The sequence below is a fragment of the Xanthomonas sp. NCPPB 3442 genome, assembly GCF_056725145.1.
The window spans coordinates 3620638-3642055 of the sequence record NZ_CM161514.1; the positions used below are offsets into that span (position 1 = coordinate 3620638).

18 protein-coding genes are annotated in these 21418 nt (G+C 64.4%); 8 read left to right on the forward strand and 10 right to left on the reverse strand.

Going from position 1 to position 21418, the window contains the following annotated elements:
• Positions 1-57: 57 nt before the first annotated feature.
• From rimM to ffh, 6 genes are all read right to left on the reverse strand, one after another.
• On the reverse strand, positions 58-570 hold the full coding sequence (gene rimM / locus AC1POX_RS15635) for a ribosome maturation factor RimM (protein WP_008571121.1): 513 nt from the start codon (positions 568-570) through the stop codon (positions 58-60).
• Between the two features lie 43 nt (positions 571-613).
• A complete protein-coding gene (gene rpsP / locus AC1POX_RS15640; protein WP_003484223.1) occupies positions 614-871 on the reverse strand; it encodes a 30S ribosomal protein S16 in 258 nt (85 codons plus the stop codon).
• Between the two features lie 97 nt (positions 872-968).
• On the reverse strand, positions 969-1766 hold the full coding sequence (locus AC1POX_RS15645) for an aminotransferase class IV family protein (protein ID WP_277574933.1): 798 nt from the start codon (positions 1764-1766) through the stop codon (positions 969-971).
• Positions 1757-2833, reverse strand: a complete 1077-nt coding sequence (locus AC1POX_RS15650; protein ID WP_277574932.1) for an NAD(P)H-dependent flavin oxidoreductase — start codon at positions 2831-2833, stop codon at positions 1757-1759. The genes AC1POX_RS15645 and AC1POX_RS15650 overlap by 10 nt, the downstream gene beginning before the upstream one ends.
• 252 nt (positions 2834-3085) lie before the next feature.
• Positions 3086-3982 carry a hypothetical protein gene (locus AC1POX_RS15655; RefSeq protein WP_218195473.1) on the reverse strand — a complete coding sequence of 299 codons (897 nt, stop codon included), beginning with the start codon at positions 3980-3982 and terminating at the stop codon, positions 3086-3088.
• A gap of 134 nt (positions 3983-4116) precedes the next feature.
• Complete coding sequence (gene ffh, locus AC1POX_RS15660; protein ID WP_136733444.1) at positions 4117-5493, reverse strand: signal recognition particle protein; 1377 nt, start codon at positions 5491-5493, stop codon at positions 4117-4119.
• A gap of 346 nt (positions 5494-5839) precedes the next feature.
• On the opposite strand from ffh, the gene AC1POX_RS15665 reads away from it, so the two are divergent.
• Positions 5840-6631, forward strand: a complete 792-nt coding sequence (locus AC1POX_RS15665) for a cytochrome C assembly family protein (RefSeq protein ID WP_008571117.1) — start codon at positions 5840-5842, stop codon at positions 6629-6631.
• 264 nt (positions 6632-6895) lie between these two features.
• Here the strand turns inward: AC1POX_RS15665 and AC1POX_RS15670 are convergent, their stop codons facing one another.
• On the reverse strand, positions 6896-7945 hold the full coding sequence (locus tag AC1POX_RS15670; RefSeq protein WP_372356366.1) for an aldose epimerase family protein: 1050 nt from the start codon (positions 7943-7945) through the stop codon (positions 6896-6898).
• A 237-nt stretch (positions 7946-8182) separates the two neighbouring features.
• Between AC1POX_RS15670 and AC1POX_RS15675 the strand changes: the two genes are divergently transcribed.
• Positions 8183-9766 carry an alpha-N-arabinofuranosidase gene (locus tag AC1POX_RS15675; protein WP_122272229.1) on the forward strand — a complete coding sequence of 528 codons (1584 nt, stop codon included), beginning with the start codon at positions 8183-8185 and terminating at the stop codon, positions 9764-9766.
• A 227-nt stretch (positions 9767-9993) separates the two neighbouring features.
• On the opposite strand, the gene AC1POX_RS15680 is transcribed toward AC1POX_RS15675, so the two are convergent.
• Entirely contained in the window at positions 9994-10362 is a 369-nt protein-coding gene (locus AC1POX_RS15680; RefSeq protein ID WP_007967477.1) for a response regulator, read from the reverse strand.
• Positions 10355-11518, reverse strand: coding sequence for a PAS domain-containing sensor histidine kinase (locus AC1POX_RS15685; protein ID WP_218489293.1), 1164 nt, complete (start codon positions 11516-11518; stop codon positions 10355-10357). The genes AC1POX_RS15680 and AC1POX_RS15685 overlap by 8 nt, the downstream gene beginning before the upstream one ends.
• 159 nt (positions 11519-11677) lie before the next feature.
• On the opposite strand from AC1POX_RS15685, the gene AC1POX_RS15690 reads away from it, so the two are divergent.
• The 6 genes from AC1POX_RS15690 (at position 11678) to trxC (ending at position 18734) form a co-directional block, all read left to right on the forward strand.
• On the forward strand, positions 11678-14857 hold the full coding sequence (locus tag AC1POX_RS15690; RefSeq protein ID WP_372356367.1) for a response regulator: 3180 nt from the start codon (positions 11678-11680) through the stop codon (positions 14855-14857).
• Positions 14830-15678, forward strand: coding sequence for a CheR family methyltransferase (locus tag AC1POX_RS15695; RefSeq protein WP_008571108.1), 849 nt, complete (start codon positions 14830-14832; stop codon positions 15676-15678). The genes AC1POX_RS15690 and AC1POX_RS15695 overlap by 28 nt, the downstream gene beginning before the upstream one ends.
• A complete protein-coding gene (locus AC1POX_RS15700) occupies positions 15675-16259 on the forward strand; it encodes a chemotaxis protein CheB (protein WP_011346781.1) in 585 nt (194 codons plus the stop codon). Before AC1POX_RS15695 ends, AC1POX_RS15700 begins: the two co-directional genes overlap by 4 nt.
• Positions 16256-17386: a hybrid sensor histidine kinase/response regulator gene (locus tag AC1POX_RS15705; RefSeq protein WP_008571106.1), complete on the forward strand. Its 1131-nt coding sequence runs from the start codon at positions 16256-16258 to the stop codon at positions 17384-17386. Before AC1POX_RS15700 ends, AC1POX_RS15705 begins: the two co-directional genes overlap by 4 nt.
• Before the next feature lie 362 nt (positions 17387-17748).
• Complete coding sequence (locus tag AC1POX_RS15710; protein WP_008571105.1) at positions 17749-18114, forward strand: DUF1428 domain-containing protein; 366 nt, start codon at positions 17749-17751, stop codon at positions 18112-18114.
• A gap of 173 nt (positions 18115-18287) precedes the next feature.
• The gene (trxC, locus tag AC1POX_RS15715) at positions 18288-18734 is read left to right on the forward strand and encodes a thioredoxin TrxC (RefSeq protein WP_218491040.1); all 447 of its coding nucleotides are present in this window, start codon (positions 18288-18290) and stop codon (positions 18732-18734) included.
• Positions 18735-18851: 117 nt separating this feature from the next.
• On the opposite strand, the gene AC1POX_RS15720 is transcribed toward trxC, so the two are convergent.
• Positions 18852-21221 carry a TonB-dependent receptor gene (locus AC1POX_RS15720; RefSeq protein WP_372356368.1) on the reverse strand — a complete coding sequence of 790 codons (2370 nt, stop codon included), beginning with the start codon at positions 21219-21221 and terminating at the stop codon, positions 18852-18854.
• Positions 21222-21418: the final 197 nt, after the last annotated feature.

Below are 21418 nucleotides of genomic sequence, written 5' to 3' on the forward strand. Positions count from 1 at the left end.
CGGGAGTCGAATTGGGGAATGGGTAGAGTCAAGCGCAGCGCCGAAGCACCGCTTTGATCAGAAATCCGGATCCCAGTCCACCACGATCAGGTTGGCGTCGAAGTCGACCGACTTGACGAAATCCGGGAACACGAACGGAATCATCCGCTCGCGATCGCCACGCACCACCACCACGTCGTTGGAGCCGGTGGAGAACAGGTGCGACACCGTGCCCAGCTTGACGCCTTCGACGGTTTCCACCTGCAACTCTTCCAGGTCCACCCAGTAATATTCGTCGGGCTTGGGCGGCGGCAACGCACTGCGCGCGACGTAGATTTCAGTCCCGTGCATGGCTTCGACCGTGTCACGGTCGGTGACGCCGGGGAACACCGCAATCAGATTCTTGCCCTGATCGCGCCCACGCACGCCGCTGACCACCGACTCCTGTCCGGATGGCGCGCGCACGATCCACGGCTGGTACCGAAAGATGGCGGTTCGTGGCTCGGTCCAGGATTCGAGCTTCAGCTCACCCTTGACACCAAAAGCGCCGACAATCCTGCCTAACAGGATGCGGCGCTCGGTCTGCTTCATCTGCGTCGACTCTGGGCCAGGTGGCGACACCCGGCCCTCAAGATCAGGCCGCAGCGGCCTGAGACTTGGCTTCGCGATACAGGTTACGCACCTTGTCGGTCAGCTGCGCGCCGTTGCCGACCCAATGGTCCACGCGTGCGACGTCCAGCACGATGCGCGGTTCTGCGCCCTGGGCAACCGGGTTGTAGTAACCCAGGCGCTCGATGTTGCGGCCGTCGCGCGCGCTGCGCACGTCGGTCACGATGATGTGGTAGAACGGACGCTTCTTGGCGCCGCCGCGGGTCAGTCGGATCTTGACCATGGTGTTGTTTTCCTGAGTTGCCCAGTCGCCAGAGTGGCGCGGTAAGCCGGCGATTATAGCGGGCTCCGGCGGCGAAGCCAAGTCACCCCTGAACCGCTCAGATCGCTTGCCAGGTCTGGCTTTGTAGGGCCTGCTCCAGAATTGCCAGCTGGGCGGCGGCGTCCGGCCACTGCACAGACCCGACCGCCGCCAACGCCTGTTGCCCACGCGCATTGCAGCTGAAGCCGCCATCGAATCCGTGGAGTTCGTCCAGCGTGACGGGGCGCGTGTCCTGCTCGATGCCAATCGCTTGCAGCCCGGCCTGCAGCAGCCGCTGCCGGGTGCCGGGCAAGGCCGGCCCCCGTGGCCACACGACCCTGCCCTGCTGCCACAGGCCCAGATTCCAGAATGCCCCCTCCACGAGCCGGCCTTGCGGATCGATCAGCAGCGCGTCGTCGAACCCGGCAAGCATTGCCTGACGGCGCAGTTGCAGCAGCGCAAAGGTGCCGACGTGCTTTAACAGCGGCTGCTCGCGCACGTAGCAGGCCGGCTGCGCGCGCACCGCAGTCGCTGGCATCTGCGCGGCGGGCGAGAGCGCGATCAACACATCCAGTGCGACGACGCGCGCTGGATCGCGCAGGTCGAAATCCTGCGAAAACACCGTGATGCGCACGCTCGCATCGGCACTGCCGGCAACCGACAATGCGGCCCGCAACTGCGCGCGAATGGCCTCAATATCGACGGCAGCACCAAACAGGGCTGCGCTGTCGTGCTGCAGACGTTGCAGATGCAGGTCCAGCCCAAGCGCAGCGTTGTTGCGCACCTGCAGCGTGGTGAAGTGGCCGTAATTGTTCAACGCCGCGGCACTGAGCTGCTGCGCGGTGGCGGCCATGCCATTGCAGAAGATCAACGGCACAACAGCGCCTGCGCCTGTTCCCACCACTGCGTCACGACATGCGCAGCCGGCTGTGCAGGCGCCATCCAGGCGGATTGGCCGGCCCAGGCCTGCATCGCATCCAGACGGTTATCGCGCGCGGCCGCCTGGCGCATCGGCGCGGTGAGCCCGCGCTGCACCGGGTACGGCGCGGGTGGCGGTGCGTCTGCAGCGCTTGCTGCACTGACATACGCTGTGGTCAGCGCGCGCCCCAACCGGCCCGAGAATGCACGGGTTGGCTGGGTGTGCTCCGGCTCTGCCTGAGATAACGCGTCGGCCCAGGCGCTCGGCAATGCAGCTTCGGGCGTGCGTAGCAAGCCGGTGCCGATCTGTACCGCGCTTGCGCCCAAGGTCAGCGCTGCCGCGATGCCGCGCGCATCGGCGATGCCGCCGGCCGCGATGACCGGGACATCGAGACGATCGACCAGACGCGGCAACAGCGCCAATAGCCCGGTCATCTGCTGCGCTGCGCGGCCGGCCTCGAACGCACCGCGATGACCACCGGCCTCGGCCCCTTGCGCAACCACTGCATCGGCGCCTGCTGCCTGCGCCGCAAGTGCTTCGTTCAAGGTGGTCGCGCAGGCGAACCAGGCGATCCCGGCATTCTTGAGACGTTCGACCTGATCGGGCCGAAAGACACCCATGATCGATGAGGCAACTGCTGGCCGCGCAGCGAGCAAGGCATCCAATTGCGCATCGAAATCGGCAGGTGTCGCATCGCCCGCTGTCTCCGCCACCGGTGGCCCCCACTGCGCAAGAAACGCGCGCAGCCGCGCCTCGGTGGCCGCATCGCGTGCAGGTGTCGGGTCGGGAATCCACAGATTGATTTGCGCAGGCCCTGCACTGGCCTCACGGAATGCCGCCATCCACGCCACGATGTCGTGCGGCTGCGATAACACCGCACCCAGCGCGCCCATGCCACCGGCGTTGGCAACCGCCGCCGACAACGGCACCGGACAGGCGCCGGCCATGGGACTGAGCAGGATCGGAGTCCGCACCCCGAAACGCTCGCAAAAAGCGGCACCGTGACTTGAGTACGAACGATTCATCGTCACCCTGAAACATTACGACCGAGTCCCAGTATGCCTTGAGACATCAAACCATGCACACCGTCTTCGTCACGCTCAGGTTTCACCCCAATGATTGGTTATTCAACTTACCAAGCAGCGAGACGACGATACGCCCAACAACCCATGCTTGACACACCAATTAAAATTACGCATTGAAAGATCAAGAATGACGCATTGAAAGACGAGACAGACTCACGGGTTGGCCCGCGTGTCACGGGCCAACCTTGCTGACTAGATACCGAAGCGAATCGTTCCACGTAACGGCGCAGTCCCACAATACTGCTCAAACTCAGCATGCAACTTGACTACATTACCCTCGACATCTTTTTCGATAGCACGCACATTCAGCGTGCCACTATTTTCGTTGCATCCTCGTCCATTGCCGGCGAAATCCAAGCCAGCATGAGTACGATCCCCAAAACGATTTGTAGAATAACGACCAGGCACCAACGCCTTCCCCACTGGCGCGACTATGCTTGCAGACCAGTCATCACGCTGGCCTGACGCGTAATATTGAAGGCGCGAAGTTGTTCCGCTAAGCGCGAAGATGCTGGTGTCGTTGTAATACATCTTCCCGATGCCACCACCAATGTAATCACCAACACCACTCGTAAGCTTCAAAGATAATGGCGGAGCATTGTAGCTAATGACACCAGCGAGCGCCGGCGCCTTACTACCATCGCATCGTTGCAAGAACGTCGCCTCTAATTTATCCACATTCCCAGCGGCATCGAACGAAATCTGCCTAATCGTGAATTTCCCCCACACCTCATTGCATCCCCGCCCGGTGCTGGATGCATCAAGGCCAGGCGAACGTCCCGTCTTAAATGCTGACCGCTCTGCGCTCCCATATATTCCCGGAGCCAGAACGCCACCGACCGGAGCACTCATCCGTATAAACCAAGATTCACCCGAAGTGGCATTCACAGTAAATGTAAGCCGGTCTTTTGTACCTCGCAGACCGAAGGCCGCGTTGGCATCCGTCAAAACGGCGGACTTGCCTTGGCCAATGAAATCATTTGCGTTACTGGAATAAGAAAATATGGATGCCGCGTTACAGCTAACCACTAGCCCAATACCAGCAAGACCGATCGCAAACTTGCAAAAAAATCCCTTAAGTCCTTGCATGAATCCTCCGATGATTAGGTTGCTCTTCCGCGAGCAATCGCACCCGTACGTGGGCCGCCGAAGCCTAACATCAAAGTGATTTCAAGAATCGGCGGCTGACGCGGCCTAACGGGCGCGTCAGCACGCAATTGGACTCAGCGGAACGGCATGCCGCCGCGGCTGCCCATGGCGCCCATCATGCCTTTCATGTTGCGCATCAGGCCCTTCATGCCGCCTCCGGCCAGCTTGCCCATCATCTTTTCCATCTGCTGATACTGCTTCATCAGCTTGTTGACGTCGGCCGGCTGCATGCCCGAGCCGCGTGCGATGCGGGCGCGGCGCGAGCCGTTGAGCAGCGCGGGGTTGCGGCGCTCCTTCTTGGTCATCGAATTGATGATGGCGATCATGCGCGGCACTTCCTTGCCGGTGACCTGCTGCTTGACGTTGTCCGGGATCTGGCCCATGCCCGGCAGCTTGTCCATCAGCCCATGGATGCCGCCCATGTTCTGCATCTGCTCGAGCTGTTCCTTCATGTCGTTGAGGTCGAACTTCTTGCCCTTGGCGACCTTGGCGGCCAGTTTGGCGGCCTTTTCCTGATCGACGCTGTGCTCGACCTGCTCCACCAGCGACAGCACGTCGCCCATGTCCAAGATGCGGCTGGCGACGCGATCGGGATGGAACACGTCCAGGCCGTCGGTCTTTTCGCCGGTACCGACGAACTTGATCGGCTTGCCGGTGATGTAGCGCACGCTCAGTGCCGCGCCGCCGCGCGCGTCGCCGTCGGTCTTGGTCAGCACCACGCCGGTCAGCGGCAGCGCCTCACCGAACGCCTTGGCGGTGTTGGCCGCGTCCTGGCCGGTCATCGCATCGACCACGAACAGGGTTTCGGTGGGGTTGACCGCGGCGTGCAGCGCCTTGATCTCGTCCATCATCGCCTGATCGATCGCCAGGCGGCCGGCGGTATCGACCAGCAACACGTCGACGAACGACTTCTTCGCATCGGAGATGGCCGCGCGCACGATGTCCACCGGCTTCTGCGAGGCGTCGGAGGCGAAGAACAGCACGCCCACCTGTTCGGCCAGGGTCTTGAGCTGCTCGATCGCGGCCGGGCGGTAGACGTCGGCCGAGACCACCATGACCTTCTTCTTGCGCTTTTCCTTCAGGTGCTTGGCGAGCTTGCCGACCGTGGTGGTCTTGCCTGCGCCCTGCAGACCGGCCATCAGCACGATCGCCGGCGCCGGCACGTTGAGGTTGAGGTCGGTGGCGGCCGCGCCCATGACGGCGGTGAGCTCGTCGCGCACCACCTTGATCAGCGCCTGGCCCGGGGTCAGCGACTTGAGCACTTCCTGACCGACTGCGCGCACCTTGATGCGCTCGATCAGCGCCTGCACCACCGGCAGCGCCACGTCGGCCTCGAGCAGCGCGATGCGCACTTCGCGGGTGGCTTCGCGGATGTTCTCCTCGGTCAGGCGGCCGCGGCCGCGCAGGCGCTCCATGGTGCCGGAGAGACGTTGGGTAAGGGACTCGAACATGCGCAAAGGACCGCGGAGAGGAAACGGGTGCCGATTATAGCGGCACCGGCTGGCGGCCGGCCCCGGCCGGCCCCAGCCCCGGAAACGTGACCTTTAAGGAACTCTTCGACCGCACTGCGCGGCGGGCAATCCGCCGGGGACCGGGACTGCGACGAGCAGAACGGCAGCAAGGCCGGTAATAGACGCTCTACTGCGTACCCGGCGCACCCCACTTCATGCGAGGTACCGCCCGCCCCTGCCGGCCAGCAAAACCCCAGCGACCCATTGCCAGGCTTCCCCGATTCCCGATTCCCGATTCCCCAATCCCCAATCCCCAATCCCGGCCCCACCATGCGAAACTTCCACGATGACAATCGTTCTCATCGCGTTCGCCCTGTATCTGCTTGCCACGGCACTGCTCACCCGGGCGGTGTTGCGCGATGGCAACCAATCGCCTGCGCACTGGCTGGCGCCCGCATTGGCTGCAGTGGCCTTGCACGCCGGTTACCACGTGCTGGTGGCCGTGCGCACCGCCGGCGGGCCGGACATGCACTTCTTCGCGGCCTTGTCGTTGTGCGGGCTGGGTATGGCTGCGCTGACGGCGGTGTTCGGCGGCCGCGGGCGGATGGCGGCGGTGGGTGTGGTGGTGTTCCCGCTGTCGGCGATCCTGCTGGCCAGCTACCACGCCTACGGCCATGAGCCCAGTTCGGATCTGGGCTGGCGACTCGAATTGCACGCGTGGCTGGCCTTGCTGGCCTACGCCACGCTGGGCATCGCGGCGCTGCTGGCAATCATGCTGTGGCTGCAGGAGCGCGCGTTGCGGCGGCGCGATTTCCATAGCTGGCTGCGCGCACTGCCACCGCTGACCGAGCTGGAAACGCTGCTGTTCCGCACGATCACGGTGGGTTTTGTGCTGTTGAGCCTGACCCTGCTGACCGGCCTGTTGTTCGTGCAGGACTTCCTGGCGCAGCGGCTGTTGCAAAAGACCGTGCTGAGCATCCTGTCGTGGATCGTGTTCGGTGCGCTGCTGATCGGCCGCTGGCGCAATGGCTGGCGCGGCACCAAGGCGGTGCACTGGACGCTGACCGCGATGGCGCTGCTGGTGCTGTCGTTCTTCGGCAGCAAGTTCGTCATCGAGCTGGTGCTGGGGCCGCGTTGAGCGCGGTTGGCCTAGCCCAGCGTCTCTGATGTGAAATCGAACACGGCGAAGTGCGATCGCCTGGATTGCACATCCTGGCCGGTGCGCTGGCCGCGCGCATGGATCGAACTTCTGCGGCCTGCTACGGGCAGGCACACCAGAGCATTGGCAACCCAGGCTTGCGGCAACTGAAGGTCTTGCAACTTCAGAGTGGGCACTGCGATCAGCGGTGCCGGGTCGCGCCCGCACGACGCAGCTCAGCCAACCCCCAAGCGCTGAAATCTCTCACGCATCCAGCGCGGCGCGCACGGCGTCCCAGGGCTGGTCCGGCCCCGCCTTGGCAAAGCGATAGCTGATACTGCGGCGGTAGGTCTCGCCCGGCCGCAGGATGGTCGAAGGGAAGTGGGGGTGGTTGGGAGCGTCCGGATAGTCCTGCGGCTCCAGGCATACGCCACGACCCAGTCCGGGATGATGGGCGTCCAGATGCTGGCCTTCGTACACCTGCACCGCCGGGGCATCGCTGCTGATGCGCAGCGCCACGCCACTGTGCGGGGAGTACAGCTCGGCAACGCAGTCCGCGTCGGCGGCCAGCACCAGACATTGGTCATAGCCCTTGCCGAGGATGATCTGGGGATGCGCCGGCTGAGTGTTGTCGGCCAGCGCAGCAGGCTGGCGGAAATCGAATGGCGTACCGGTCACCGATGCGATCTCGCCCGTGGGGATCGACTCGGCATCCACCGGCAGGTAGCGATCGGCCGGCACGCGCAGCACCTGCGCTGCGGCCCACAGCTGCGGATCGCCGGACAGATTGAAATACGGGTGGTGGGTAAGGTTCAACGCAGTCGCGGCATCGCAGTGCGCTTGGAAGTTCAGCTGCAGGCTCAGCCCGTGAAGCTGCAGGTGCGCGCGCACATGCAGATTGCCGGGGTAGCCCTCTTCGCCATCGGGTGAGTCGTAGCCCAACAGCACCTGGTCCGGCGCCTGCTCCAGCACGCTCCACACCCGTCGCCCGAAACCGCGCAGCCCGCCGTGCAACTGGTTACGCCCCTCATTGGCGGCCAGCACGTGGGTGACGCCCTCCAGGGTGTAACGCGCACCGGCGATGCGGTTGCCGAAGCGGCCCACCAGAATGTTGAGGCTGTCGCCATCGGCAGCATAGGCGGCTAGATCCGGCAGGTTCAGCACTAGCGGCACGACACCCTGTGCGGTGGTCAACTGCAGCGTATGCAGGATGCCGCCGTAGGTGAGCACCTCCGCCTGCAGACCAGCCTGGCTGCGTAGCGTGAGCGCATGGATTTCGACACCGTCTGGCAACTGCCCGAACACTCGCTGCATGGATCGTCCTGCCGATGAGGTAGCCCGCGAGCATAGCCGCATGCGATGGCTGCCGACCATGCCGCCGCGCACATCCTGGCCGGCGAGGCGATTGCAGTGGCGAAGCGACTGCCGCGCTCGCCTGCAGCGGCCGCGCTGCAGCAATACAAAGGGCGGCCACCGGCACTACGCTAGCCGCGCACTTCCCATCGCAGCAGCACCCACCCGACCATCGACCAGCACAGGAGCACCGACCCGATGCAGTGGATTTCCCCCGCGTTGCAGGCATCGCGCAGGCAGCTGTTGAACGCCGTTTTCGTCGCCGCCGCGCTTGCCAGCGTGCCGGCCAGCTTCGCTGCCGAGGTCAAGGTCAGCGGCACCTTGCGCGTGGACCAGCCCGGCGCGCAGGTGTCACGGCAACTGTTCGGCCAATTCGCCGAGCATCTGGGCACCGGCATCTATGGTGGCGTGTGGGTGGGCGAGGAATCGTCGATCCCCAATACGCGCGGCTATCGCAACGACGTGGTCGCCGCGCTGAAAGCCATTGCCGTGCCCAACATCCGCTGGCCTGGAGGTTGCTTCGCCGACGAATACCACTGGCGCGATGGCGTCGGCACGCCGGGCAAGCGCCCGATCCGGGTCAACACGCACTGGGGCGGTGTGGAAGAGTCCAACCGTTTCGGCACGCACGAGTTCATGGACTTCACCGAATTGCTCGGCACCCAGGCCTATGTCGCCGGGAATGTGGGCGATGCTGCGCCGGAGGAGATTGCGCAGTGGACCGAATACATGACCGCGCCGACACGCTCGAGCCTGGCCAACGAGCGCCGCGCCAATGGCCGCGATGCGCCCTGGCAGGTTCCCTACTTCGGTGTGGGCAACGAGCTGTGGGGCTGCGGCGGCAATATGCGCGTGGAGTACGCAGCCGATGTGTTTCGCCGCTACCAGACCTTCGTCAAGTCGCCGGCCAACCAGAAGATTTTCAAGATCGCGCCCGGCCCAAGCGACGACGACTATCACTGGACCGAGGTGATGATGCGCGAGGCCACCAAGTTCATGGATGGGCTGAGCATGCACTACTACACCATTCCCGGTGGCTGGCCGCCGCGCGCGTCTTCGACCACGTTCGACGAAACCGCGTGGATCCAGACGTTGTCACGCACGCTGGTGATGGACGAGCTGATCACCAAGCACAGCGCGATCATGGACAAGTACGACCCGGCAAGGAAAGTGTCCCTGGTCGTGGACGAATGGGGCACCTGGTATGCGCCATTGCCAGGCACCAATCCCGGCTTCCTGCAGCAGCAAAACAGCCTGCGTGACGCGCTGGTGGCGTCGCTCAACTTCGACATCTTCAGCCAGCATGCCGAGCGTGTGCGCATGGCCAACATCGCGCAGATGGTCAATGTGCTGCAGGCGATGATCCTCACCGATGGCGAGAAGATGGTGCTGACGCCGACCTATCACGTGTTTGCGCTTTACAAGCCCTACCAGGACGCCACACACCTGCCGCTGCAATTGCAGACACCTGCGTATCGTCATGGCGACACGCAGGTGCCGGCCGTGCACGGCTCGGCGGTCAAGGCGAAGGACGGCCATGTGTATCTCGCGCTGACCAACCTGGACGCGACTGCGGCGGCGGCTGTGAGCGTGCAGGTGGAAGGGCTGCCGCTGCGTGCGGTGGAGGGACAGATCCTGACCGCACCGGCGATCACCACGTACAACACCTATGCGCAGCCACAGGCCGTTGCGCCGGCGGCATTCAAAGGCGCACGTGTCCAAGGCAAGGCAGTGAACGTGGCGCTGCCGGCGCATTCGATCGTGATGCTCAAGTTGCGATGAGCGATCGGATGCAATGCACAGGGCCTGCCCAGGCGCATGACGTGTCGGGCACCGCCAGCCGTGTGGCGCCGCGTTGCCGCGCGCGGGCGCGCCTTCGAACCGGGCGCGATCGTTGCATCTGGTGTGCCTGGTGGTCACGTCGCCGTGCCGGCGTGACACGTCGGGTTGAAGGCGCCATCGACAAGGCGCACTAGCAGCGCCGTCGATGCCGCACGCCCAGCCAACGTCTACGCGTTGGCGGGAGTGCTCTTGAGCATGTCGATGAGCTGGCGCAGGCGGTAGGGTTTGGGCAGGAAATCGACCTGAGCCGGCAACGGCGGCAACTGCGCCTTGGCAAATCCCGAGGCCAGAATCACGCGTGCCTGCGGCAGCAGTTGCGCCACCTGCTCGCTCAGCTCAATGCCCGACATGCCGTTGGGCATGCGGATATCACTGAACACCACATCGTACGGGCCGCTGTCGCGCACCATGCGCAACGCGCTGTGACCATCATCGGCGGTGTCGACGCTGATGCCGGCATCGCGCAGCGCTTCGCCGATCAGTTCGCGCAGTTCTTCTTGGTCTTCCACCATCAGTAGGCGAAGGGATTCAGTCATGCTCGGCCTCCTCGACGGCCGGGAGAAACACGGTGACGGTGGTGCCGCGTCCGGGTGCGGTCTCAAGCTCGACGAAGCCACCGGACTGGGATGCGAAGCCATAGACCTGGCTCAAGCCCAGGCCGGAGCCCTTGCCGACATCTTTGGTGGTGAAAAAAGGTTCGCTGGCGCGCTGTGCAACGTGCGCGGACATCCCCGGACCATCGTCGCGTAACGCAAGGGCGACGTACGGGCGAAGGACGCCTTGGTGGCCTGAGGGTTCGGGTCGTTGCGCAGCAGAAGTCAGCAACACGATGCTGCCGCCAGCGGGCATCGCATCGCAACTATTGAAGACCAGGTTGAGCAGCGCCGCCTCCAGCTGGCCAGGGTCGACGCGCACATGCGGCAGTGCGTCGGCGAACTGCAACGCCAAGCTCACACCCGGCGGGCAAGCACGCCGTAACAGTTCCAACGAACGGGTCACGATGTCGTTGACGGGGTGGCGTTCGGGGTTCAGCTGTTGCCCGCGCGCGAAAGCAAGCAGTTGCCGCGTCAACAAGGTGCCGCGATCCACCGCAGTTTGCGCCACTTCGATCAACATGCGGGTGCGCGCATCCTCGCCGGCGCGCAGCGCTATCAGGTCCAGGCTGGTCACCATCACCGTGAGCAGGTTGTTGAAATCGTGGGCCATGCCCAGCGTCAACCGGCCCAAGGCTTCGACCTTCTGCGATTGCAGCAACGCCTGCTGCGCCTGTTGCAGCAACTGCTGCGCTTCATGGCGCTCGGTCAGATCGCGGGTGACTTTTGCAAACCCGACCAGCACGCCGAATTCCAGCACCGGTTCGATCACCACGCTGGCCCAGAACCGGCTGCCGTCCTTGCGCAGGCGCCACCCTTCGGCAGCGAAGCGCCCTGCTTGCTTGGCAATTTCCAGATTGCGGCTGGGTTCGTCGCGTTGCGCATCCTCGGGCAGGTAGAACCGCGAGAAATGCGTGCCCAGGACCTCGCTTGCGCTGTAGCCCTTGATGCGCTCGCCGCCGGGGTTCCAGCTGCGAATATGCCCACCGATATCGAGCATATAGATCGCGTAATCGGACACGCTCTGTACCAACAGCTGACACTGCCGGCTGTCGTAAGAAAGCGGCCCTGCGCTGTCGACGGCCGTTTCCGCATCCATCGCGCGATGATTCTCCGGAAAAGCGCGGGACCATATTGATAGCGACGTGAAGGCTGCGTGCAAGCCAACCCGGCAGCAAAAAGCGTCAATTTCCCGGCGATTTGTGCGTGAAAGTTATCGGCTACCATGACCGCCCTTCCAGTTCGGTCCACGCACCTTATGCACACCATCTCGACCACACGCGACCGCTGGGTGTGGGTCATCGCGGGGGCCTTGATGGCTGGAACGCTGGGCATGGAACTGGTGACCCCGCTCGGTTATGCAGTGTGGCTGACCTACTTCGTGGCAGTGGGCGTAACGGTGTTTCAGAACCGCCCGCAGGTGCCACTCATCGTCGGCGTGCTGTCGTGTGTCCTGCTGGCGATCGGTTTTCAGCTCGCGCCACCAAGCACGAATTCGAGCTTTTCCTCGGTCAATCGCAGCATTGGCGGCGTGTCGTTCCTGGCAATGGCGTTGGTGGTGATGCAAGCGATCCGCGCACGCCGCCAGGCCGAATTCGCACTGTGGCTGCAGCAGGCAGAAAACACGGTCGAAGCCAGTTTGCGCGGCGATCAGGCACCGCAGGAGCTGGCCGACGCCGCGGTGCGCGCACTGTGCCAGACACTGGATGCGCAGGTCGGCGCGCTGTATCGCATCGAGGGCGACCGTCTGCGACTCACCGGTGGTGCGGCGTTGCCGCCGGATCTGCCGCAGACGCTGCCCACCGCGGCCGGCCAGCTCGGCGAAGTGCTGCAACATGGCACGGTGCGTCGCATCCGTGGCATGGACGCCGGGCATCTGCAGATTGCCTCCGGACTGGGCCAGAGCAGCTGCCAGGAGCTGCTGCTGGCGCCGATCACCGCCGACGACCGGGTGATCGGCGTCATCGAGCTCGGGCGCGTGACCGACCCACGCACCGCCGGCTCGCGCGAAGAAGAACTGCTGGCACGCTGCGGCGAGAACATCGGCCTGGCACTGCGCACCGCATTGCTGCGCGCGCAGCTGGTGGCGTTGCTGGAAGAAACCCAGCGACAGAGCGAGGAACTGCAGACCCAGCAGGAAGAACTGCGCGTGGCCAACGAGGAACTCGAAGAACAGAGCCGTAGCCTGCAGCAATCGCAAAGCGACCTGGAAGTGCAGCAGGCAGAACTGGAACAGACCAACGTGCAGCTGGAAGAGCGCACGCAGGCGCTTGAGGCGCAAAAGCAGGCCTTGTTGATCGCGCAGAATCAGCTGGTGCGCAATAGCAACGACTTGTCCACTGCATCGCGCTACAAGTCGGAATTCCTGGCCAACATGTCGCACGAGTTGCGCACGCCGCTCAACAGCGCCTTGATCCTGGCCAAGTTGCTGGCCGACAACAAGGACGGCACGCTCAGCGCCGAGCAGGTGAAATATGCGCAGGCGATCCTGTCGTCCAACAACGACCTGCTGGCGCTGATCAACGACATCCTGGACCTGTCCAAGATCGAAGCCGGACACGTGGAGCTGGCGGACGAAACGGTCGTCACCGATTCGGTGCTGCAACGCCTGCGCGAAACCTTCGAACCGCTGGCGCGACAGAAGGGCCTGGCATTGGAGATCGCGGCAGCTGCCGGCGCGCCGGCACAGTTGGTCGTCGACAACCAGCGCCTGCAGCAGATCCTGAAGAACCTGTTGGCCAACGCCATCAAGTTCACCGAACACGGCAAGGTCAGCTTGACGGTCCAGGCGCATGCGCCCGGCCGTGTGCACTTTGCGGTGACCGATACCGGCATCGGCATCGCGCGCGAACAGAGCGAAGTGATCTTCGAAGCGTTCCGTCAGGCCGACGGCAGCACGCGCCGCCGTTATGGCGGTACCGGGTTGGGTCTGTCGATTTCGCGCGACCTGGCCCAACGCATGGGCGGCAGCATCAGTGTGGACAGCGAGCCCGGGCGCGGTAGCTGCTTTACGCTGGAATTGCCGACCGATGGCGCACCTGCGGAGGTGACCGGCCCTGCCGATACAGCTACGAACGCCGCCGCGGTCGCAGGCCCGGCGTCTGCTGCCCATGTGCAACAACGCAACGGCAGCGCGATGGGTGCGCAATCCGGCGCGACTGGTGGTGCGGTGGCCCACACGGTGCCGGTGCCGGTGCCGATCGCATCGCCCAACGCTACACCGATCCAACGGGCCGACGACGATCGCGACCAACGCAGCCGCCCCGGCCGGCTGATCCTGGCGGTGGAAGACGACACCCGCTTTGCGCAAGCACTGGTGGAACTGGCCCACGAACTGGATTTCGATTGCGTGGTGGCCCCCAACGCAGAAGAGGCCCTGCGCCTGGCCGCCGAGATGCGCCCGAGCGGCATCCTGCTGGACATCGGCCTGCCGGATGCGTCCGGTCTGAGCGTGCTCGAACGCCTCAAGCGCGATCCGGCCACTCGCCATGTGCCTGTCCACGTGGTGTCCGCGCTGGAACGCAGCCAGATTGCGCTGGAGCTTGGTGCGGTTGGCTACCTGATCAAGCCGGCCACGCGCGAACTGCTGGCCGGTGCGATCCGCCAGCTGGAAGAAACCAATGCACGCGCAGTGCGTCGTTTGTTGATCGTCGAAGACGACAGCGCATTGCGCGCGAACCTACAATTGCTGCTGGCGCGCGACCAGCTGGACATCGTCGCGGTCGGCAGCATTGCCGAGGCGATGGATCAGCTGGCAGGCTCCACCTTCGATTGCATGGTTACCGATCTGGCCTTGCCCGACGGCAGCGGCTACGACCTGCTCGAACGCATGGCCGGCAACGATGCGGTCGCCTTCCCTCCCGTGATCGTCTACACCGGGCGCGCCCTGACCCGCGACGAAGAACAAGGCCTGCGCCGGTATTCCAAGAGCATCATCATCAAGGGCGTGCGCTCGCCGGAACGCCTGCTCGACGAGGTGACGCTGTTCCTGCACAGCGTGGAAGCCTCGTTGCCCAGCGATCAGCAGCGCCTGCTGCGCGAAGCACGCCGCCGCGACGCGGTGCTGGACGGCGCCACCGTGTTGCTGGCCGAAGACGATGTGCGCAACATCTTTGCGCTCTCCAGCGTGCTCGAACCGCTGGGCGTCACGCTGCAGATCGCACGCAATGGCCGCGAGGCGCTGGAGCACCTGGCCAAGCACGAGGTGGACCTGGTCCTGATGGACATCATGATGCCGGAGATGGATGGCATCACCGCGATGCGGCAGATCCGTGCGAACCGTCAATGGCAGGATCTGCCCATCATCGCGCTGACTGCCAAGGCCATGGCCGACGACCGCGAACGCTGCCTGGAAGCCGGCGCCAACGACTACATCGCCAAGCCCATCGACGTGGACAAGCTGGTCTCGCTGTGCCGCGTGTGGTGCTCGCGGCAATGAACGCGGTAGAGCTGTTCGACCTGGAACTGCGCGTGCTGCTGGAAGCGGTATTCCAGCGCTATCACTACGACTTCCGCGACTATGCGGTGTCGTCGTTGCGACGGCGCATGCGCCACGCGATGGCGCGTTTCGACTGCGCGCGCGTGGCCGATCTGCAGCACCGTCTGCTGCACGAGCCGGACACCTTCGCGCAGGCGATGCAGTTCTTCACCGTGCAGGTCTCGGAGATGTTCCGCGACCCGGCATATTTCCGCGTCCTGCGCGAGCATGCGGTGCCGGTCTTGCGTACCTATCCCTCGATCAAGCTCTGGGTGGCAGGCTGCAGTACCGGTGAAGAAGTCTGGTCCCTGGCCATCCTGCTGCACGAAGAAGGCCTGTTGGAAAAGGCGGTGATCTACGCCACCGACATCAACCCCGAAGCGCTGGGCATGGCCGAAGCCGGCGCCTATGGCATCGATCGTATCGCGCAGTTCAGCCGCAATTATCTGGACGCCGGTGGCCGCACCTCGCTGTCGGACTACTACACCACCGCTTACGACGGTGCGGTGTTCGACCGGCGCCTGAAACGCAATATCGTGTTCGCCGATCACAGCCTGGCCACCGACACGGTGTTTTCCGAAGTCCACCTGGTGTCGTGCCGCAACGTGCTGATCTATTTCAACCGCAGCTTGCAGGATCGCGCAGTGGGGCTGTTCTACGACGCATTGGTGCATCGCGGATTTCTCGGATTGGGCAGCAAGGAGTCGCTGCAGTTCGGCGCGCACGCGCAGGCCTTCGAAGCCTGCGCGCGCGAGCAGCGGCTGTATCGGAAGGCCGCATGAGCCGCGCGTCTGCAGCCCAGTGTTTCGATGCGATCGTGATCGGTGCCTCCGCCGGTGGCGTGATGGCCCTGCAGGCGTTGTTGTCCGGGCTGCCGGCGGATTTGCCGATGCCGGTGTTGGTCGTGCTGCATCTGCCGCGCGACCGCCCCAGCCACATCGCCGAGCTGCTGGATGCGCGCTGCGCGTTGCCGGTGCGCGAGGCCGACGACAAGCAACCGCTGCTGCCCGGCACCGTCACCATCGCCCCGCCCGACTACCACCTGCTGGTGGAAACCCGCCACAGCCTGGCGTTGTCGATGGATGCGCCGGTGTTGTTTTCGCGCCCGGCGATCGACCTGCTGTTCGAATCGGCTGCCGATGTCTTCGGCGAACGCCTGCTGGCGATCCTGCTCACCGGTGCCAGCAGCGACGGCAGCGCCGGGGTGGCCGCGGTGCGTGCGGTGGGCGGTACCGCCTGGATCCAACGCCCCGATGACGCTGCCGCCTCGTTGATGCCCGCCTCCGCTCTCGCCCACGCCGGCGCCGATGCGGTGCTGACCTTGCAAGCCATCTGCACCCGACTGGAAGCTTTTCACGCATGAACCTCACCGCGACCGGCCTGGCTGCAAGCAGCGACGACACCGAATCGACCAAGATCCTGATCGTGGACGATGTGCCGCAGAACCTGGTGGCCATGGAAGCGCTGCTGCAACGCGACGGCATCCGCGTGCTATGCGCCGCCTCCGGTGCGCAGGCGCTGGAACTGCTGCTCGAACACGACGTGGCATTGGCGCTGCTGGACGTGCACATGCCGGAAATGGACGGCTTTTCACTGGCGGAATTGATGCGCGGTTCGCAGCGCACCCGGCATGTGCCGATCATTTTCCTGACCGCCTCGCCAAACGATCCGATGCGCGCTTTCCAGGGTTATGAAACCGGCGCCGTGGATTTTCTGCACAAGCCGATCGAGCCGCACGTGATCTTGAGCAAGGTCAACGTGTTCATCGAGTTGTACCAGCAGCGGCGGCTGCTCAAGGCGAGAAATGCCTCGCTCGAACGCGCGCTCACGCTCAACGAAACCATGATGGCCGTGCTCACCCACGACCTGCGCACGCCGCTGTCGGTGATCCTGCTGTGCGCCGACAAACTCGGCCTGGATGTCGATGCCGACAGTTCGGCGGCGCGCACGCTGGAACACCTGGAAAACAGCGCGCACCGCATGTCGCGCATGGTCGAGCAATTGCTGGATTTTTCGCGCCTGCGCACCGATGGTTTGCCGATGCAGTTCGGCCCATGCAACCTGGGCGAGGTGGTGCACAGCGTGGTAGGCGAAGTGGCGCAGGCCAATCCGCACACTACGATCGACCTGCGCACCGAGGGCGACCTGGATGGCGATGGGGATGGCGACCGGTTGGCGCAGGTCGTGTCCAATCTGGTCGGCAACGCCGTCCTGCATGGCGGACGCCATCCGGTGCAGGTGCATCTGGATGGACGCGAACACGACACCCTGCGCCTGTCGGTGCGCAACGCCGGCAGCATCCCCGACAGCCTGATGCCGCGCCTGTTCGAACCGTTCAAGGCCAGCTTCCATGCCAGCCAAGGACTGGGACTGGGCCTGTTCATCGCCGACCAGTTCGTCAAGGCACACGGCGGCACGCTGCAGGCGCGCAACGAGGACGGCGATGTGGTCTTCGAAGCACGACTGCGCCGCCACAACCTGGCAGCCTGACCGCCGCACGTTCCCGGCGGCGCAGTGCCGATGCGCGCGCAGGTGTGCGACCAGCGCATCTTGGCCGATGCATTGCCGCGGCCTCCAGCAAGAGGGGCCAACAGCGCGCTGCCGTCGATCGACGCACAACAGATCCGCTGCCGCCGTGTCAGCGAGCCCGACAGCCAGGGCCTTGGCAGTGCGCCAGGCAGCCCAGGTGACAGCCAACTCAAGCAGTGCCGTTGCACCCCATGCGCCGTATGCTCGTGCGGCCAGCACGCTGGACGCACGCTCCTGCCCCACTGCTCTCCAGTTCTTGGTCGTACCAACATCCCTTGGTCATCCTCGGGTGCACACCGTGCACCCCGTCTGCGGAGGTGGTTATGTCGTATATCGATGGTTTTGTACTTGCCGTCCCCACGGCCAACAAAGAAGCATTCATCGCGCATGCCCGCATGGGCGATGCGGTCATCATGGAATACGGTGCGCTGCGTGTAGTGGAGTGTTGGGGCGACGATGTCCAGCCGGGGCAATGGACCGATTTCTATCGCGCCGTGGATGCCACCGCCGAAGAGACCGTGGTGTTTTCCTGGATCGAATGGCCGGACAAGGCCACCCGCGATGAGGGCATGCGCAAGATGATGGAAGACCCACGCATGGACCCGTCAGTCAATCCGATGCCATTCGATGGCAAGCGCATGGTCTACGGTGGCTTCGTGCCGATCGTGGCGCTGGGCCAATCGGCGTGAGCGATGTGGCGCGTGGCGGCCCGCAGGAGCTTGGCCAGGCATGCGCAGGCTGGTGCCGCCGCTGGCATTGGGCACGGAGTCGCTGGTGGTGATCGCTACACTGGCCGCATGCAGCATGCGCCGCCAGCGATGGCCGGAGACAGCGCAGGCAGCGCCGCCGACTGGAGACCCACATGACCGATGCACCACTACTGATCGCCTGCCCGAGTTGCGCTGCGATGAACCGCATTGCGCCCACGCGCCTGCGCGATGCGCCCAACTGCGGCAGCTGCCATCAGCCGCTGTTCCTGGGGACGCCGGTGGCCTTGTCGGCTGCAGATTTCGACAAGCATGCGGTGCGCAGTGCACTGCCGCTGGTGGTGGATTTCTGGGCACCTTGGTGCGGGCCATGCCTGAGCATGGCGCCGCAATTTGCCGCAGCCGCTGCAGCATTGGAACCGCAGGTGCGCCTGGCCAAGGTGGATACCGACCTGCATCCGGCGCTGGGCACGCGCTTTGGCATCCGCAGCATTCCCACCCTGCTGGTCATCCAGGGTGGGCAGGAACTGGGCCGTCATTCCGGCGCAGCGAGCAGCGCGCAAATCGTCAACTGGGTGCGCTCTGTCCTGAGCAAGCGGTGAAACGACACGACGGCCAGCTGCGCATACACGCAGTTGGCCCATCCACCTGCAGGAAACATCACTGCGGCGCAGTTGCCGCAGTGACTGCATCAGCCGATCAACCAGGCGATCAACCGGTTACTGCCAGTTGACGTTGACCGACACCCCAACGACACGCGGCTCGTTGTAGACCGCGGCCATGTAGTTTTCGATCACACCCTTGAGGTTCTTTTCGTTGGTGATGTTGCGCGCGAACGCTGCCACTTCCCAGGCACCGTAGCCACCGGTGTAACCCAGCTTGAGGCCACCTTCGAAATTGCCGTCGGAACGGAACTCGGTGGAGTCGTACAGCACGAAGCTGGTCTGGCCCTGCTTGTTCCAGTCGGTGGACACGAAGAACGCGCCGTCGTTGCCCACCGGGATGTCGTAGCGCGCGGCCAGGTTGAGGTTGTACTTGGGCGCGTTGGGCAGCGGGTTGCCGTCGATCTGGGCGAAGGTGTTGGCACCTACGCGGATGGTCGGGTCGTTGACCGTGCACACCACCACGCCATTGAGCGCGCAGGCCTGCGCATAGACGCGTTTGTCGTGGATTTCGCTGTGCAACAGGCTCAGGCCGGCGGTGATCGACAGGTTGGAGATCGGGCGCCAGTCCAGGTCCGCTTCCATGCCGTAGGCCTTGGCCTTGTCGGCATTGAACAGCACGCCATTGCCGTCCGAGTCGTTGCCGTTGAGCTGGATATCGTCGACCGTGTAAGTGAAGCCGCTGACATTCAGGCGCAGACGGTTCTCGAACAGGCTGCTCTTGATGCCGGCTTCCCACGACAAGATGGTTTCCGAATCGGCGGTGGTGAAGTCCGAATTGAACACCGCGCTGCGGCCCTGGATGGTGGGGCCACGGAAACCGCGCGCCACGCGCGCATACACGCTCAGCTGCGGGTCGATCTCATACATCGCGCTCAGATCCCAGCTGGGCTGGGTATCGGACATGCGCACATCGCGCCGGCCGCGGTAGGTCACCACACCGGCTGCGGTATCGGCGGTCTTGAGCAGACGGGTTTCCTTGGTGTCCTTGGTCTGGCGGATGCCGGCGGTGAGCGTCAGCGCGTCGGTCGCCTTGTAGCTGATCTGCCCGAAGCCGGCCCACGAGGTATTGGTATTGCGCAGGCGCACCCAGTTATTCGGGTTGCGCGCGGCGGTCTGCAGGAAATAGGCACGTTGATAGAAATCGGTGGTGTCGCGGCCGTCGAAATAGAACGCGCCCACCTGCCACTGCAGGGCCTCGTCGCCTTCGCTGGCCAGGCGCAATTCCTGCGTGTACTGGTCCAGGTCGCGGATCTGTCCCATCGACTGGCCAAAGCCGTTCGGCACGCCATTGACCGGGTAATTGGCGGCAGCACCGCCATCGGTGTCGCCACGGCTATAGCCGGAAGTGGTTTCGTAGGCGGTGATGGAGGTCAGCGACACGCCACCGAAGTCGTAAATCGCCTTGAGCGAGCCGCCATCGGTTTGATACGCCTGCGGGTTGTCGTGCCCCTCATCATAGGCCACACGGTCGCGCGGCACGTCCACCTTGTCGCTGCCACGCGTGATCGCGTTGCGCAGGAACAAGGTGGAAGTGCCGTCGTAATCGCGCGTGTGCACCGAGCCCAGCAGCGAAAACGCATCGTTGGGCTTGAGCAAGACCTGCAGGCGCGCATTGCGGTCGTTGTAACCGCCCATCGCGTCCTTGCGTGGGGTGCGCGTGCCATCGGCGCTGCTGCCGGCAAAGGTGTTGTCCACCCAATCGTCGCGGTGCTGGTACAACGCGGACACGCGGAACGACAGCACGTCGTTGATGGGGCCACCGAAGCCGCCATCCAGCGAGATGGTGTTGTAGCTGCCGTATCTGGCGTTGACGCGACCGGTGTAGGTGTCGCTGGGCTTGACGGTGTCGAACTTGACGATGCCGGCGGTGGTGTTGCGGCCGAACAGCGTGCCTTGCGGACCGCGCAGCACTTCGACCTGGTCCACGTCATAGACCGGATTGGATTTGAGCACGACATGCTCCAGCACCACATCGTCCTGGATGATGGAGACCGGCTGCGAGGCACCCAGGTAGAAATCGATATTGCCCAGGCCACGGATATAGAAGCGCGGGAAGATGCGCCCGGTGGTGGTTTCGGCATAGAAGCCCGGCACGCGGCCGGACAGCGCCAGCAGCGTGTCATCGCCACCGGCGGTGTACTCGCGCATCGCTGCGCCCTGCACCACGCCGACCGAGACCGGCACGTCCTGCAGGTTCTGCTCGCGGTGCTCGGCGGTGACGGTGACCGTGTCCAGCGCGGTCGGGCTGGCTTCGCCCTGGGTCGCCGGCGCTTGCTGCGCAGACGCGGTTGCCGCCAGCGAGGCTAGCAACAGGCCGGCGCAGGCACGTGCCAGCGGCGTGCGCTGCAAGGCGGTGCGGCGGCGCGCAGCGACCTGTGCAATAGCGGACACCGGCGACGGAAAGACAGGCGAGTACAACGACATGCGGGTTGATCCTAGGTAGTGATGCGAGGTGATGACACAGCGTCCAAGCCGTTTGGCATGGCACGCCTGTTGGCGGCGCCGCGTGGCGCCGCGCGCACGATATGTCAGCAATGTTGCAGCGAAGTGGCAGCGCCCGGTCCACACACCCCGCCACGCGCGCGGAGGCATGCCACCACGCGGGGTTGGCATCGCAAAAC

Bases quoted from the DNA above. Each gene is read 5' to 3' on its own strand.
- rimM (WP_008571121.1), bottom strand. From the start codon at position 570: ATGAAGCAGACCGAGCGCCGCATCCTGTTAGGCAGGATTGTCGGCGCT.
- rpsP (WP_003484223.1), bottom strand. From the start codon at position 871: ATGGTCAAGATCCGACTGACCCGCGGCGGCGCCAAGAAGCGTCCGTTC.
- AC1POX_RS15650 (WP_277574932.1), bottom strand. From the start codon at position 2,833: ATGAATCGTTCGTACTCAAGTCACGGTGCCGCTTTTTGCGAGCGTTTC.
- AC1POX_RS15655 (WP_218195473.1), bottom strand. From the start codon at position 3,982: ATGCAAGGACTTAAGGGATTTTTTTGCAAGTTTGCGATCGGTCTTGCT.
- ffh (WP_136733444.1), bottom strand. From the start codon at position 5,493: ATGTTCGAGTCCCTTACCCAACGTCTCTCCGGCACCATGGAGCGCCTG.
- AC1POX_RS15665 (WP_008571117.1), top strand. From the start codon at position 5,840: ATGACAATCGTTCTCATCGCGTTCGCCCTGTATCTGCTTGCCACGGCA.
- AC1POX_RS15670 (WP_372356366.1), bottom strand. From the start codon at position 7,945: ATGCAGCGAGTGTTCGGGCAGTTGCCAGACGGTGTCGAAATCCATGCG.
- AC1POX_RS15675 (WP_122272229.1), top strand. From the start codon at position 8,183: ATGCAGTGGATTTCCCCCGCGTTGCAGGCATCGCGCAGGCAGCTGTTG.
- AC1POX_RS15680 (WP_007967477.1), bottom strand. From the start codon at position 10,362: ATGACTGAATCCCTTCGCCTACTGATGGTGGAAGACCAAGAAGAACTG.
- AC1POX_RS15685 (WP_218489293.1), bottom strand. From the start codon at position 11,518: ATGGATGCGGAAACGGCCGTCGACAGCGCAGGGCCGCTTTCTTACGAC.
- AC1POX_RS15690 (WP_372356367.1), top strand. From the start codon at position 11,678: ATGCACACCATCTCGACCACACGCGACCGCTGGGTGTGGGTCATCGCG.
- AC1POX_RS15700 (WP_011346781.1), top strand. From the start codon at position 15,675: ATGAGCCGCGCGTCTGCAGCCCAGTGTTTCGATGCGATCGTGATCGGT.
- AC1POX_RS15705 (WP_008571106.1), top strand. From the start codon at position 16,256: ATGAACCTCACCGCGACCGGCCTGGCTGCAAGCAGCGACGACACCGAA.
- AC1POX_RS15710 (WP_008571105.1), top strand. From the start codon at position 17,749: ATGTCGTATATCGATGGTTTTGTACTTGCCGTCCCCACGGCCAACAAA.
- trxC (WP_218491040.1), top strand. From the start codon at position 18,288: ATGACCGATGCACCACTACTGATCGCCTGCCCGAGTTGCGCTGCGATG.
- AC1POX_RS15720 (WP_372356368.1), bottom strand. From the start codon at position 21,221: ATGTCGTTGTACTCGCCTGTCTTTCCGTCGCCGGTGTCCGCTATTGCA.